This is a genomic window from Streptomyces sp. NPDC051018 (assembly GCF_044456085.1).
GTDB lineage: Bacteria > Actinomycetota > Actinomycetes > Streptomycetales > Streptomycetaceae > Streptomyces.
The window spans coordinates 26563-40877 of the sequence record NZ_JBITFN010000005.1 but is presented as its reverse complement, the minus strand read 5'-3'; the positions used below and the strand labels follow the sequence as shown (position 1 = coordinate 40877).

Annotated in this window: 11 protein-coding genes; 5 read left to right on the top strand and 6 right to left on the bottom strand. The window is 71.7% G+C overall.

Going from position 1 to position 14315, the window contains the following annotated elements; genetic code table 11:
- The first annotated feature begins 1 nt into the window (after position 1).
- From ACIBCM_RS10900 to ACIBCM_RS10885, 4 genes are all read left to right on the top strand, one after another.
- Entirely contained in the window at positions 2 to 1954 is a 1953-nt protein-coding gene (locus ACIBCM_RS10900; protein ID WP_399241691.1) for a fumarate reductase/succinate dehydrogenase flavoprotein subunit, read from the top strand.
- A complete protein-coding gene (locus ACIBCM_RS10895; RefSeq protein ID WP_399241690.1) occupies positions 1951 to 2724 on the top strand; it encodes a succinate dehydrogenase/fumarate reductase iron-sulfur subunit in 774 nt (257 codons plus the stop codon). The genes ACIBCM_RS10900 and ACIBCM_RS10895 overlap by 4 nt, the downstream gene beginning before the upstream one ends.
- Before the next feature lie 394 nt (positions 2725 to 3118).
- The gene (locus ACIBCM_RS10890) at positions 3119 to 5023 is read left to right on the top strand and encodes a TPM domain-containing protein (RefSeq protein WP_399241689.1); all 1905 of its coding nucleotides are present in this window, start codon (positions 3119 to 3121) and stop codon (positions 5021 to 5023) included.
- A 56-nt stretch (positions 5024 to 5079) separates the two neighbouring features.
- The gene (locus ACIBCM_RS10885; protein WP_399241688.1) at positions 5080 to 5460 is read left to right on the top strand and encodes a hypothetical protein; all 381 of its coding nucleotides are present in this window, start codon (positions 5080 to 5082) and stop codon (positions 5458 to 5460) included.
- 134 nt (positions 5461 to 5594) lie between these two features.
- Here the strand turns inward: ACIBCM_RS10885 and ACIBCM_RS10880 are convergent, their stop codons facing one another.
- The 5 genes from ACIBCM_RS10880 to ACIBCM_RS10860 all read right to left on the bottom strand — a co-directional run bounded on the left by ACIBCM_RS10880 (position 5595) and on the right by ACIBCM_RS10860 (position 11032).
- On the bottom strand, positions 5595 to 8210 hold the full coding sequence (locus tag ACIBCM_RS10880; RefSeq protein ID WP_399241687.1) for a SpoIIE family protein phosphatase: 2616 nt from the start codon (positions 8208 to 8210) through the stop codon (positions 5595 to 5597).
- Between the two features lie 147 nt (positions 8211 to 8357).
- Positions 8358 to 8774: an ATP-binding protein gene (locus ACIBCM_RS10875; RefSeq protein WP_399242088.1), complete on the bottom strand. Its 417-nt coding sequence runs from the start codon at positions 8772 to 8774 to the stop codon at positions 8358 to 8360.
- A gap of 125 nt (positions 8775 to 8899) precedes the next feature.
- Complete coding sequence (locus ACIBCM_RS10870) at positions 8900 to 9316, bottom strand: (deoxy)nucleoside triphosphate pyrophosphohydrolase (protein ID WP_399241685.1); 417 nt, start codon at positions 9314 to 9316, stop codon at positions 8900 to 8902.
- 19 nt (positions 9317 to 9335) lie between these two features.
- A complete protein-coding gene (locus ACIBCM_RS10865; protein WP_399241684.1) occupies positions 9336 to 9515 on the bottom strand; it encodes an SPOR domain-containing protein in 180 nt (59 codons plus the stop codon).
- A gap of 764 nt (positions 9516 to 10279) precedes the next feature.
- Entirely contained in the window at positions 10280 to 11032 is a 753-nt protein-coding gene (locus ACIBCM_RS10860) for a GntR family transcriptional regulator (RefSeq protein WP_399241682.1), read from the bottom strand.
- A gap of 319 nt (positions 11033 to 11351) precedes the next feature.
- On the opposite strand from ACIBCM_RS10860, the gene ACIBCM_RS10855 reads away from it, so the two are divergent.
- Entirely contained in the window at positions 11352 to 12794 is a 1443-nt protein-coding gene (locus ACIBCM_RS10855; protein WP_399241681.1) for a glycoside hydrolase family 18 protein, read from the top strand.
- Between the two features lie 292 nt (positions 12795 to 13086).
- Here ACIBCM_RS10855 and ACIBCM_RS10850 read toward each other — a convergent pair whose 3' ends face one another.
- Positions 13087 to 14265, bottom strand: coding sequence for a DUF4190 domain-containing protein (locus ACIBCM_RS10850; protein ID WP_399241680.1), 1179 nt, complete (start codon positions 14263 to 14265; stop codon positions 13087 to 13089).
- Between the last annotated feature and the right edge of the window lie 50 nt (positions 14266 to 14315).

Genomic DNA, 14315 nt, shown 5'->3' with positions numbered 1-14315 from the left:
CATGACCCAACTCGAACGCCAGCAGTGGGACGTTGTCGTGGTGGGCGCGGGCGGGGCGGGTCTGCGCGCCGCCATCGAGGCCCGCGAGCGGGGCGCCCGCACGGCGGTCATCTGCAAGTCCCTCTTCGGCAAGGCCCATACGGTCATGGCGGAGGGCGGGATCGCCGCCTCCATGGGCAATGTGAACGCCGGAGACAACTGGAAGGTTCACTTCCGCGACACCATGCGCGGCGGGAAGTTCCTCAACCAGTGGCGGATGGCCGAGCTGCACGCCCAGGAGGCCCCCGACCGGGTCTGGGAGCTGGAGACCTGGGGTGCGCTCTTCGACCGCACGGCCGACGGCAAGATCTCCCAGCGCAACTTCGGCGGACACGAATACCCCCGGCTCGCCCATGTCGGCGACCGCACCGGCCTGGAACTGATCCGCACCCTCCAGCAGAAGATCGTGGCCCTGCAGCAGGAGGACAAGGCCGAGTTCGGCGACTACGAGGCACGGCTGAAGATCTTTCAGGAGTGCACCGTCACCCGGATCCTGAAGGATCAGGGCGGCGCCGACGACGAAGGCGGCGCCCGGGTGGCGGGCACCTTCTGCTACGAGCGGGAGTCGGGACGCTTCTTCGTCCTGGAGGCACCCTCGGTCGTCCTCGCCACCGGGGGGATCGGCAAGTCCTTCAAGGTGACGTCCAACTCCTGGGAGTACACGGGCGACGGGCACGCCCTCGCGCTGCTGGCGGGCGCACCGCTGCTCAATATGGAGTTCGTGCAGTTCCACCCGACGGGCATGGTCTGGCCGCCGTCGGTGAAGGGCATCCTCGTCACGGAGTCGGTGCGCGGCGACGGCGGGGTACTGCGCAACTCCGAGGGCAAGCGGTTCATGTTCGACTACATCCCGGATGTCTTCAAGGAGAAGTACGCGCAGACGGAGGAGGAGGGCGACCGCTGGTACGAGGACCCGGACAACAACCGGCGTCCCCCCGAACTCCTGCCGCGCGACGAGGTGGCCCGCGCCATCAACTCCGAGGTCAAGGCCGGCCGCGGCTCACCCGCGGGCGGGGTCTTCCTCGATGTCTCGACCCGGATGCCCGCCGAGGTCATCCGCCGGCGGCTGCCGTCGATGTACCACCAGTTCAAGGAGCTGGCGGACGTCGACATCACCGCCGAGGCGATGGAGGTCGGCCCGACCTGCCACTATGTGATGGGCGGTATCGCGGTCGACTCCGACAGCGCCGCCGCCGTCGGGGTCCCGGGTCTGTTCGCCGCGGGCGAGGTCGCGGGCGGTATGCACGGCTCCAACCGGCTCGGCGGAAACTCACTCTCCGATCTCCTGGTCTTCGGCCGCCGCGCGGGACTGCACGCGGCGCAGTACGCGGAGGACATCGAGACACCTCCTCTGGTGGACGACGATCAGCTGGACACGGCGGCGGCGGAGGCACTGCGCCCCTTCAGCGGCGAGGGCCCCCCGGACGGCGGGCCACCGGAGAACCCGTACACCCTCCACCGGGAACTGCAGCAGACCATGAACGACCTGGTCGGCATCATCCGCCGCGAGGGCGAGATGGAGCAGGCGCTGGAGCGGCTGGCCGGCCTGCGGGTCCGCGCCCGCCGGGCCGGTGTCGAGGGCCACCGGCAGTTCAACCCCGGCTGGCACCTCGCGCTCGACCTGCGGAACATGCTGCTGGTCAGCGAGTGCATCGCCCGCGCCGCCCTGGAGCGCACCGAGAGCCGTGGCGGGCACACCCGTGAGGACTGTCCCACGATGGAACGCGACTGGCGGCGGGTCAATCTGCTGTGCCAACTGGTCGATCCCACGGGCGGATCGGCGACGGCCGATCCGGCGGCGGACCAGATCGCGCTCGTACGGAAGACGACCGACCCCATCCGTCCGGACCTGCTCGCCCTCTTCGACAAGGAGGAGCTGGTCAAGTACCTCGCCGAAGAGGAGCTCTACGAGTGAGTTCGTACCAAGCCAGCTTCAGGGTGTGGCGGGGTGACCAGGAGGGCGGTGATCTCGAGGATTTCTCCGTCGAGGTCAATGACGGCGAGGTCGTCCTCGACATCATCCACCGGCTCCAGGCCACCCAGGCGTCCGATCTCGCGGTCCGCTGGAACTGCAAGGCGGGCAAGTGCGGTTCGTGCAGCGCGGAGATCAACGGCCGGCCGCGGCTGATGTGTATGACACGGATGTCCGTGTTCTCGCGTGAAGAGACGATCACGGTGACTCCTCTGCGCGCCTTCCCCGTGGTGCGCGATCTTGTGACGGATGTGGGCTTCAACTACACCAAGGCACGCGAGGTGCCCTCGTTCGTCCCGCCGCCCGGGGTGGCGGCGGGTGACTACCGCATGCAGCAGGTCGATGTGGACCGGTCGCAGGAGTTCCGCAAGTGCATCGAGTGCTTCCTGTGCCAGGACACCTGTCATGTGGTGCGCGACCACGAGGAGAACAAGGCGGCGTTCGCCGGACCGCGCTTTCTGATGCGGGTGGCGGAGCTGGACATGCACCCCCTCGACGCGGCGGCCGAGACCGGTCTCGACCGCAAGAAGACCGCGCAGGACGAGCACGGGCTCGGCTACTGCAACATCACCAAGTGCTGTACGGAGGTGTGCCCGGAGGGCATCAAGATCACTGACAATGCGCTCATCCCCCTGAAGGAGCGTGCGGTGGACAGGAAGTACGACCCGCTGGTGTGGCTCGGTAACAAGATCAAACGACGGGGCGAGTCCTAACCGGCCGACAGTGTCGTCGCGGCCGCGGTCGCGGCCGACCGTCCCGGTCCCGGTCGGCCGAGTCGTCGCGGTCCCGTCCGCCCGGTGCGCTCTCCGGGCGGGCGACACTGCTGTGACGGCACTCCCCGGCCGGCCGCGGCCCGCCTCGGCTCGTGTGCCGGCCGGCCGTCCCCGTACCTCCTCCCTGCCTCCCTTCTCCCGGACGGTCCCGGTGACGGTGTGTGCGCCCGAGTCCCAGCCGGGCGCGGCATACCGCGGCCGGGACCGCTCGGCGTCCGTCCGCCGTTGGGCGTCCTCTGGTCTTCAACCGTAGGCGCGACTACGGACAGTGACGAGCCCTTGGCGACTTCACGCCAGGTCGCACCCCTCAAGGGGCGGACATAATCTCCCAAATGTGACGCAAACGGCTTTGGGATTCCTCGCTGCCGCGGTGCTGGCGGCAGGGTGGCCGGGCGTGCCCGCCGCCTCCGGCATGGTCGCCCCACCCGTCAAGACCCCCGTAAACGCCGGACCCGGCGCTCCCGCCGATGCCCCCGCCGCCCCGGCCCGCGACGGTCGGATCCCCGGTCCCGCGGGCGCGCCCGGTGCCCACGGGCCGGAGGCCGCCCGGCCGCCCGGCCCGCTCTTCCACGACGAACGGCCTCAGCTCTTCTCGTTCTCTGTGCGGGACACCTCCGCCCGGCCCGTAACCGTCCCCGCCGTGATTCCGGGCGGCCCGGGTGCGGCGCCGGCCCGGACCGGGGCCGGGGACCTGGTGCTCCCGGTCGCGCTGATCGTCGGCGCGGGCGCGGTCGCCGCGTACAGCCAAGTCAAGCGCAGAAGACGTACGGCGACCCGCAGCACACCGCGGGGCGGACAGACCGGCTGGGGCGGCGGTGAACTCCCGGAGCCTTCCGCACCGCCGCTCGCCGAACTGGACGCCCGGGCCCGGCAGGCACTCGTCGCCGCCGACGACGCGCTGCTGACCAGCCGGGAGGAGCTGGGCTTCGCCACCGCCCAGTTGGGGGAAGCCGCGACGGCGCCCTTCACCGACGCGGTCGCCGACGCGGGGAACGAGCTGACGGCGGCGTTCCGGCTGCGCCGGGAGCTGGACGACGCCGCCCCGGAGGGCGACGCCACCAGGCGGCGGCTGCTGGAGGAGATCCTGGCGCGCTGCGCCGTCGCCGACCGGCGGCTGGACGCGGAGTCGGAGGACTTCGACCGGCTGCGGGCCCTAACAGACACCGCCCCGCAGGCACTCGCCGCGGCACAGGGCGTCTACAGCGAGCTGAACGGACGGATGATCACGGCGGAGGCCACGCTGACGGTCATGCGCGGCCGCTACGCCCTCTCGGCCTCCGCACCCGTCGCGCACCACGCCGAGGAGGCCCAGAACCGGCTCGTCTTCGCGAAGACCGCTCTCGACCGCGCCCGTACGGCGATCGAGGCATCGGGCGACGGCACGGCCGCCGTACAGATACGGGCGGCCGAGGGCGCCCTCGCGCAGGCGGGCCTGCTGATCGACGCGGTGGACCGGCGGGCCCGGGAACTGGCCGAAGCGGCGGGCAGGCTGCCGGGCGCGCTGACCGAGGCGGACGGCGATCTGGCGCAGGCGCGCGGAACACCGCGGGACACCCCGGCCGGGCAGCCGGCGGGACTCCAGGGCCTGATCGCCCGCGCGGACGCGGTGGCGGTGGGGGTACGCGGGGAGATGGAGGCCGGTCCGTACGACCCGATCGACGCGCTGCGGCGGCTCGGGGAGGCGGCCGCGGCCCTGGACGAAGTGCTCGCCGGGGCGCGCGGCAGCCGCGAGGCGGCGCGGGCGAGGGCGCTGCTGGACCTGGCGGCACTGGTCGCCGAGTCCTCGGCCGCTGCCGCCGACGACTACATCACCACGCACCGGGGCGCGGTCGGCTGCGAGGCGCGGACCGGGCTGGCGGAGGCGCTGTGGCGACTGGCGCGGTCCCGGGAGGCCGCGCGGACGGGGAAAGCGCGGGACGCGCTGGCCGAAGCGCGGCAGGCGGAGGGCCCGGCCCGGCGGGCGCAGGACCTGGCCGAAGAAGATGTGCGCGGATTCGGGAACCCGTTCGGTCCGGGCGGTGTAGAAGAAGCAGGAAGCGCGGGGGGTGGGCTCGGGGGCGCGGTGCTCGGCGGGATCATCCTCGGCGGAGTGTTCGACGGGGGAAGGGGCGGAAGCCGTGGCGGAGGTTTCGGGGGCGGGAGCCCCGGGAGTGGACTCGGGTACGGCGCCGGCGGCGGCGGACCCGGCAGTTTCGGCGGCGGGGGCACCCGTGGCCGGATGGGCGGGGGGCGGTTCTGAGGGCCGTTGTCCTCCCGGGCGCGGCTCCTCCCGCGGTGCCCGGCGGGAGAAGCACGATGACCGGCCCGGCCATCCCCGGCCGGGGCGCCTCGTCGGCGAGGACCGGCATCAGTGCCCTGTCCGGCCTGGCCGAGGTTCCCCGGAAGACGCTCGAACGGCTGATCCGGGACGGTACGCAAGGCATCGGCGAGGCGGAGCACACCGCCGGGGACATCCTCGGCGATCCCCGGAAGCAGGAGCAGGACCACCGGGAGGGCGGGATCACGGCGGGGCAGTGGCGCGACGAGGCGCTCACGCCGGGCGGCGAGACGGACGGGCCGATGGGCGCGGGCAGGCGCCCGGCGGGGGACACCTCCTGCTCTCCGGCCGAGGTGGGGCCGGGGCGGAGGCCCGGATCCCGGAGCCTGCCCCGCGCCCGACGGCCCGGGGCCGGGTGAGGACCCGGGGGCCGGTGGCCGTACGGGCGTGGCTGCGGTTGGTCGTATGGCTGTGGACTGCCGTACGGGCCCGGGGCGCCGTACGGATGGTGGCCGCACGGGCCCGGGGGCGGGTGCCCGCGCCCGGGCCCGGGTCAGAACATACTGAGGAGCTGTTCCACCGTGGGCTCGGTGGCCGAGTCCCCGTCCGGCAGGGCGAGTTCGAACCAGACCGTCTTGCCGCGCGGGGTACGGCGGGACCCCCAGGCCGCGCTCAGCAGGCCGACGAGCTGGAGGCCGCGCCCGCCCTCGTCGGTGTCGCGGGCCCGGCGGCGGCGCGGCTGGACGAGACCCGAGTCCCAGACCTCACAGACGAGGGTGCGGTCGCGGAGCAGCCGGAGCCGTATCTCGCCCTCGCCGTAGCGCAGGGCGTTGGTGACCAGTTCACTGACGAGCAGTTCGACCGTGTCCACCAGCGCTTCCAGGTCCCAGGAGACCAGCAGGGCGCGGGCCAGCTCTCGGGCGCGGCCGACCGAGCGCGGTTCCCGGGGCAGCTGCCAGTCGCCGACGGCCTCGACGGGCAGCCCCTGGATGCGGGCCATCAGCAGGGCGATGTCGTCCTCGCCGTGCCGGGTGTCCAGCGTGCCCAGCACATGGTCGCAGACGTCCTCCAGCGACCGGGAGAGATCGGCGCGCAGCGCCGCCGTCGGGGAGTGGTGGCCGGGCGCCGGGCGGGAGGGGTCGGTGAGCGCGTTGCGGAAGGCCCGCAGCCCCTCGTCGAGCGGATGGTCACGGGATTCGACCAGCCCATCGGTGTAGAGCGCGAGGAGGGCGCCCTCGGGAAGCTCGACCTCGACCTCCTCGAAGGGCTCCCCGCCGACACCGAGCGGCATCCCGGGCGGGACGTCGAGCAGCAGCGCCTCCTCGCCGGGTTCGACGAGGACGGGCGGCAGATGGCCCGCGTTGGCGAAGGTGCAGCGCCGGGTGACGGAGTCGTAGACGGCGTAGACACACGTCGCCAGATAGACCTCGGAGAGATCGGCCTCGCGGGCCTTGTGGGCCACCCGGGACGCCTGCTGGGTGCCGCTGGGGCTGCCGAGCCCCCGGGCTATCTCGTCGAGCGCGGACAGCACCTCGGCGGGTTCGAGGTCCAGCAGCGCCAGGGTCCGTACGGCCGTGCGCAGTTCGCCCATGGCGACCGCGGCGCGCAGTCCCCGGCCCATGACATCACCGACGACGAGGGCGGTACGGTGGCCTGGCAGTTCGATGACGTCGAACCAGTCCCCGCCGACCTCGGTGGCGGTGTTGCCCGGAAGATAGCGGCAGGCGATGTCGAGGCCCGCGGCCTCGGGGTCACCGGGCGGCAGCAGACTGCGCTGGAGGATCAGGGCCCGTTCGTGCTCCCGGCGGTAGAGCCGGGCGTTGTCGATGCAGACCGCGGCGCGGGCGGCCAGTTCGACGGCGAGTGCCCGGTCGCGTTCCCCGAAGGGTTCGCTCCCCTTCGTCCGGGAGAACTGCACGAGTCCGACGACCGCGTCGTGCGCCACCATCGGCACGGCGAGCGTCGACCGGACGAGACTGCCGTCCTCGCCCGGTATGGACTGCACCCGCGCGGTGCGCAGGGCGCTGGCGCAGGGCGAGTTGAAGGAGTAGCGGTGGACCTCGCCGACGGCGGTGGGGGTGTCGCCCTTCGATCCGCAGCCCGGCGTGGTGATCAGCGGGGCGTCGGACACGGCGCTGGAGAAGGCGACCCGGCGCAGTTCTGCGCTGCCGCCGCCGTAGCGGTCCGACCGGGGGCTGTCCCAGCGGCCGGGCGGGGCCTCGTCACCGGTGAGGAGTCCTTGGTAGAGGTCTACCGACGCCAGGTCGCAGAAGCCCGGGACGGCGAGGTCGAGAAGTTCGCGGGCGGTGGTCTCCAGATCGAGGGAGTTGCCGATCCGGGCGCTGGCCTCGTTGAGGAGGGCGAGATTGCGCCGGGCGCTGGCGGCCTCACGGGCGGCGACATGACGGCGGGTCACATCCGTGCCGACTCCCGCCACCCCGATGGGCCGGCCGCTCCCGCTGTGCACCCGGTAGAGATTGATGGACCAGTGCCTGCGGTCCGTGCTGTTGGGGGCCGCCCCGACGAGTTGGAGGTCGATCGCGGCCTCGCCCGTCTCCAGGACCCGGCGGAGCGACGCGGTCATCCGGTCGGCCTCGGAGCGGGAGAGGTAGTCGTGGACGGTCCTGCCGCGGTGTTCCTCGACGGAGCCGCCGAAGACCGTGGCAAACCGCTGGTTGGCGCGTTGCACGGTGAGGTCCGTGCCGAAGAGGAGGAAGCCGAAGGGGGATTGGCCGAATATCGCCTGCGAGGCGGCGATGTCGGTCTCGATCCGGCGCAGGGCGCGGACGTCCACGACGATACAGAGGGCGGCCCGCTCGCCGGACTCCGTTTCGCTCGGCATGACATAGACCTCGGCGACACCGCCCGGGCCTTCGGCTCCCGGCGCCCGGAAGGGCACCAGCCCGGTCCACTCCTTGCCGTCGAGGATCTCTTTCATATGGCGGTGGCCGCGGGGACGCAGCTCCGGAGGAAGGAGGACCTCGACCGGGTCCTTGCCTCTGACCTGGGCCGCCGTGATCCCGAAGAGATCGGCGGCACGTCGGCTCCACTGGTCGACCAGGCCGTCGGGGCCTATCGAGAAGGAGGCCACCCTGATGTAGTCGTAGATCGAGCCAGGCGGGCTGCTCTGCCACACGACATCGCCCGTCGTCTCAGGTATCTCGCTCACGCGACCGTCCCCTCCAGCTCACCGCACCGGACCGGCCATGACCGCAGTATTCAGCACTACGGCTCCGAGGCGCACGGCGTTCACGATCACAGCACGGTCTCGTTCATTTTGCGCCGTGCGGGCCGTGATCGTTGTCCCTTCACACTTTTAACCGGTGAGAGCCAGCTCGAACCACACGGTCTTGCCCGTCGTACCGCGCCTGGTTCCCCACCGCCGGGCGGAGCGCGCGACCAACTGCAGTCCGCGGCCGCCCTCGTCGTCGGGGGCCGCGATTCTCTCGGTGGGAGGGTCCGGAAGGGGATCGGACACCTCCACGAGCAGCGCGGGGTGGTCGTCCGGGGGCGACTGGCGCGCCAGCCGGACGCCGATGGGCCCCGACGCGTAGCGCAGGGAGTTGGTCACCAGCTCGCTGACCAGCAGCACCGTCATATCGCAGACCGAGGGTTCCAGTTCCCAGGCGCGCAGGGTGTCCCGGACGGCATGGCGTGCGGCACGGACGGCATCGGCTTCGGCCGGGAAGGTCCATGCGGCACGGACGCCGTCTGTGTCGATCACGCGGCTCACTTCCCGGACCAGCAGCGGACCCACGCCCCTTTTCGGGTGGTCAATCACCACATACCCGAAATATGGGGCAAGGTATCCCGTCCGGTCCGGTTGGGGGCACACCGTTGACGCGAACGGCGTACGCGTCAGTCGTGCGCGCCTCCCCGCCGGCTCTCCCGGAGCAGCCGGGCGGCCTCGGCGACGGCGGGCCGGTCCTGGTCGAGCCAGTCGACGGCGTCGGTCTCGTCCGGGGCGAGCCATCGAAGGGCGTCATGGTCCTCCAGCGGCCGGGGCTCACCCGAGACCAGACGCGCGGTCCACACCTGGAGCACATAGCCCGGCTTGAGGGGCCATTCGCCGGGGATCCGGGCCAGGGGCTCCGTCTCGACGCCGAGTTCCTCGCGCAACTCACGGACGAGAGCTTCCTCGGGGCGCTCCCCCGGCTCCAGCTTGCCGCCGGGCAGCTCCCATCGGCCGGCCAGCTCCTCGGGGGCGCTGCGGCGCGCGGCGAGCAGACGCCCCCGGTCGTACACGGCTCCGGCAACCACTACACGGTCTGTCATGCGCCGGAGCGTACTGGTGTCAGCGCGCCGTCCTCGAGATGCGCTCCACCCAGTAGAGCTGCCGATGACCCTTGGCATCGAGGGTGTCGACGATCTGCTGCGCCTCGTCCTCGGTGGCGTACCGGCCGACGCGGTAGCGGTTGCCGTTGTCGTCCTGGCGTATGACGAGCCACGGGAGCACTGTGGTGCTGTCGTTCATCGCGCCCCTCCCTCGGTGGGTCCGCAGGTCCGTAAAGATCGCCGGGAAACCGCACTAAGCATATGCCGGAGCCTACGCCTGACCTTCACTCAGCGGATACGGATTTTCACAAAGAGATAGGAAACAGGGGCGCACCAGGCTGGATGCGCCCCTCTTTGGCCGGATCCGACAGCTTCTCCCAGCTTCCCTCCACCCCCGCGTACGCCGGATCGCGCCGCCACCGCCCCAGGCCCTCCTGGTGTCGTCGCCCCGCGACCGCCCCCGCGGTGCCACTCATCCGGGGCTCCCGGCGCCAGCCCCCACCACCCGCGCGGTCGGCGGGCCCGAGGCGGTGGCACCGATGGGCGAGCCGACCGGTACGAGGAGGGTAGTGGGGGCGGCCCTGCCGGCATCGCCCGGACCGGGCCGGACCGCGCCGGGCAGGGCAGGGCCGCGCCGAGCGAGGGCACGGGTGCCGAAACTCGCGTACAGCACCCCGGTGACCGCCCGGACCCGGTGCCATGACACGGGTAGCCCCACGGACCCGACACCGACGCCGGACCTGGGACACAGCACCGCACCGACGCGCCCCCGCCAGGCCCGCCGGGCCCGCCGGACCCGGCGGGCAGTGGCCGGTTCCGGGGCATACGGTCTCGGCACCCCGTACACCACGGCGTGATGCCAGGCCGACCCCGGGCTACCTGGTGCGCCCCCGGGCCCGCCCCGGCCCGCCCGGCGCACCCCCGGCCCGGCCCGGGGCACTCAGCGCGTCCGGGGCGCCGGCGTCACTTCACCGGAAGGCGGTAGGCGATCCGGAAGCGGTCGGCCGGGACGACGATGTCCGCGGTCTCGACCGCGCGCCCGGATGCGAAGTACGTACGGGCGACGACCATGACGACATGTCCCGGTACGCCACCGAGCAGCAGGAGTTCCTCCGCCAGACCGGGCCGGGCGCCGACCTCCTCGGAGACGTTGTCCACGACGACATCGATGGCGGCCATCCGTTCGACGACCCCGCACCCGCCGAGGGGCCCTTCCTCGGGGAGCATCACGGGAGTGCGCCCGGTGACTTCGAGGGGCTCCCAGGAGGTGGACAGCATCATCGCCTCTCCCCCGTCGCGGAACACATAGCGGGTACGCATCACCCGCGCCCCGGCGGCCACACCGAGCCGGGCGGCGATCTCCACACCCGCCGCCTCCTGTTCGCTGCTGGACTCCCAGGTGCCGCGCGCTCCGTCGGCCGCCTGCTCCTGCCGGAACGGGTTGGCGCCTGCCGGCGGACGGTAGCCGGAACGGGCGATGGGGCGCGGGACCGGACGCTCACGGACATATGTCCCCGAACCGGAGCGGCCCTCCACCAGCCCCTCGGCCATCAGGACCTTGCGCGCCTCCAGGGCGACGGTGTCGGAGACCCCGTACTCCTCGCGGATACGGGCCTGCGAGGGAAGGCGGGTGTGCGGCGGCAGCGAGCCGTTGACGATCTTCTGGCGGAGATCGCTCGCAACGCGAAGATAGGCGGGCTGCTCACCGAATGTCACTGGCCACTCCCATCACATTGACAGACAGCGACAGCCTGACAACCGTGGGTTGTTGCCCGCAACCATAGGCCAAAACATAACCCGAGGTGACAACTTGCCGGGAGGCGGGCACCTCGCGCCTGCGGAGACGCACCCTTACCCCCGGTAGCGGCGACGACCGTGTCCGAAAGCATTGACCTTAATGGTCCAGACCAATACGGTCCTGTGCTGCACGACGCCCCTTCACGTAACTGTCCCGGCACCGGTGTGCGCTGTCGCGCGTGCCATGTAGGCGCTGCCCGCGCACGACTGCCGGAATCACGCACAGGAGAGCCCCCCCATGCGTCGAAGAAGCCTTGTCCGAACGGCTGTTGCAGCCGGTTCGCTCTCTCTCATCGCCACCCTCGCGCCGGCGGCGTCCGCGGATTCCCCCACGGCGGCTCCCGCCGCCCGCGCCGACCGTGATCACCAGCCCGCGTACAAGCGCGTCGGCTACTTCACCCAGTGGGGTATCTACGGCCGGGACTTCCAGGTCAAGGACCTGGACACCAGCGGCCAGGCCGCCAGGCTCACCCACATCAACTACGCGTTCGGCAACGTCAGCCCCGACGGCAAGTGCTTCGTCGGCGGCCCCGCGGGCGAGGGCGACTCCTGGGCCGACTACGTCCGCCCGGTCCCGGCCGCCGATTCGGTGGACGGCGTCACCGACTCCCCCGGCCAGAAGCTCGCGGGCAACTTCAACGAGCTGCGCGAGCTCAAGGCCAAGCACCCCGGCCTCAAGGTCATGATCTCCCTCGGCGGCTGGAGCTGGTCGACGCACTTCTCGAACGCGGTCCTCACCGAGGCCAAGCGGAAGGCGTTCGTCTCCTCCTGCATCGATCTCTACATCAAGGGCAATCTGCCCGTGGACGGCGCACGCGGCGGTGCGGGCGCAGCGGCCGGGGTCTTCGACGGGATCGATCTCGACTGGGAGTGGCCCGGTTCCGCAGGCGAGGACGACACGATCTACCGGCCCGAGGACAAGAAGAACTTCACCGCGCTGGTACGGGAGTTCCGCACGCAGCTCGACGTGTACGCGAAGAGCGAGGCGCGCGAGCAGAGACAGCAGCGGGAACAGCGCGGGGACCGGCGGGACCAGCAGGACCTGAACCAGGACCGGCGGGACCAGAACCAGCAGCGGCACGGGCAGCGGAAGCACTACGAACTGTCCGCGTTCGTACCGACCGCTCCCGCGAAGATCGACGCGGGCTTCGAGGTACGCAAGATCATGCGCGACTTCGACTTCGTGAACCTCCAGGGCTACGACTTCCATGTCTCCGGCGAGAAGACCACGGCCCAGCAGTCGGCGCTGTACGCGAAGAACGACTTCAGCGTCGACCAGACCGTGGGGGACTGGCTGCGGCGAGGTGCGCCGGCGCACAAGCTGGTGATGGGCATGCCGTTCTACGGGCAGGGCTGGACCGGGGTGACCGGCGGCGGCGACGGCATGGGGCAGCCGGCCGCGCGGCCCGCGCCGGCGACCTACTCCGCGGGTTACGAGGACTACAAGGCGCTCAAGAAGCTCGCCGGCTCCGGGGCGTACAAGGTGCACCGGAAGTACGGGCAGGCGTGGCTGTTCGACGGCAACACGCTGTGGACGTACGACGATCCGCAGGTGCTGCGGGCCAAGACCTCGTACATCCGTGACCGGGGGCTTGGCGGCGCGATGTTCTGGTCGCTGGACGCGGACACGGCGGACGGCGAGCTGACGAAGGCCGTCGACCGGGGGCTTTCCCAGGGCTAGAGGGCGGGGCGCGAACTGGGCAGGGGCCGGTTCGCGCCCGGGTCGAGGCCGGTGCGGGGGCTGTCGGTGGCTCCCGGCACCGGCCTCTTCCATGGGGAGGGCCGGAGTCCCGGTTCCATGAGGGAGGGCCGGAGTCCCGGAACACGAATCACCGAGCCCCGAACAGGGAACAGGGATTGCGGCTCCCGCACCGGAAGGGCCCGGACAGGAAGGTCCTCGGCAAGGACGGTCCTCGGCAAGGACGGCAACCGTGACCGGTGCTGTCGGTGGGTCGGGAGACCCCGGCGCCGGGTCAGGCCCTGGTGTCAGGGCCGGGCGGGGTCGACTTCAGGTCGAGGAGCTTGCGGATGGCGGTCTCGGTGCGAACGTCGAGGGCCTCCTCCGCGGCCAGGACGTGGTCCCAGAAGGTGTCCTCGTCCTCGGCCGCGGCCGCCTTGTCCCAGTTGCGGGCGGCTTGGTCGAACTCGCCGGCCCGCTGAGCGGCGAGTTCGGCCGGGCCGGGCGCGAACCCGTAGGTCCGTAGGGCGTCCGCTCCCTCGGTCAGCGCCCCCGAGGTGACGCGGGCCCAGGCACGGTAGGCGTTCGCGGCCTGGGGGAAGTCGTCCTCGGGCTGCTCGAAGGCCGTACGGACGACCCCCGTCTCCGCCTTGAGATAGGCGAGCTGGTGGCCGTCCAGATCGCTCTCGTCGCGCCGGACGGACCCGCGGGTCCTGTCGCCCTTGACCGTCCCGAACCCGCAGGTGACCCCGCGGTCGCCGAGCTTCCAGCCCTCGGGGGTCGGCAGGTAGTAGTACGGCTCGACCGTGGCCGGGATCTCCCAGGGGTCCATGGCGTACGAGAACTCGATGTCCTCGCAGCGCCGCTCGGCCACGGGTCCGAGGACCGCTTCACCGGGGTACCGGTCGTAGGCGGTCAGCTGGAAGGTGCCGGAGACCTCGGCCTCGTGCGGATCCTCGCAGGTCACGATCTCGACCTGGTACGTCTCCTCCTTCGGCTCGCCGCTGCCGGGCGCGTTGAAGCAGTCGCCCTGGCGCAGATCCGTCACGGGGCGGGAGCGGGCCGCTTCGTTCACCCCGTCCTTGAAGCCGTTCCACAGATCACCCGCCGCTCCGCTCAGCAGGCCGACCGTGACCAGAAGGGTGGCGATCGCGGAGAGCACCGTGCCAGCCACGGCCAGACCCTTGCCCCGCTGGTTCTTCTTCTTGATCTGGGAGAAGGCGACCAGCCCGAGGACCAGACCGAGCGGCGGCAGACAGCAGACGATCCCGCTCACCAGGGACGCGATGGAGAAACCGTTCACCGGGGGCGCCACAGGAGGTATGGGGTACGGCGGGAACTGCTGGTACTGCGGGAACTGCTGATACGGCTGATACGCCGGATGAGGCTGCCCCGGTGGCACGGGTTGCGGCGGGAACGGCTGCTGTCCGCCCGGCTGCTGCGGCTGCTGTCCGCCCGGCTGCGCTGGGTCCACGGGTGCGGCGCTCCTCGGAGTGGCAGGGAGAAGGAAAATGGGCCCGACCC

Coding starts and splice junctions, on each gene's coding strand:
- ACIBCM_RS10885 (WP_399241688.1), top strand. CDS start 5,080: ATGACCGGCCCGGCCATCCCCGGCCGGGGCGCCTCGTCGGCGAGGACC.
- ACIBCM_RS10865 (WP_399241684.1), bottom strand. CDS start 9,515: ATGAACGACAGCACCACAGTGCTCCCGTGGCTCGTCATACGCCAGGAC.
- ACIBCM_RS10855 (WP_399241681.1), top strand. CDS start 11,352: ATGCGTCGAAGAAGCCTTGTCCGAACGGCTGTTGCAGCCGGTTCGCTC.
- ACIBCM_RS10870 (WP_399241685.1), bottom strand. CDS start 9,316: ATGACAGACCGTGTAGTGGTTGCCGGAGCCGTGTACGACCGGGGGCGT.
- ACIBCM_RS10900 (WP_399241691.1), top strand. CDS start 2: ATGACCCAACTCGAACGCCAGCAGTGGGACGTTGTCGTGGTGGGCGCG.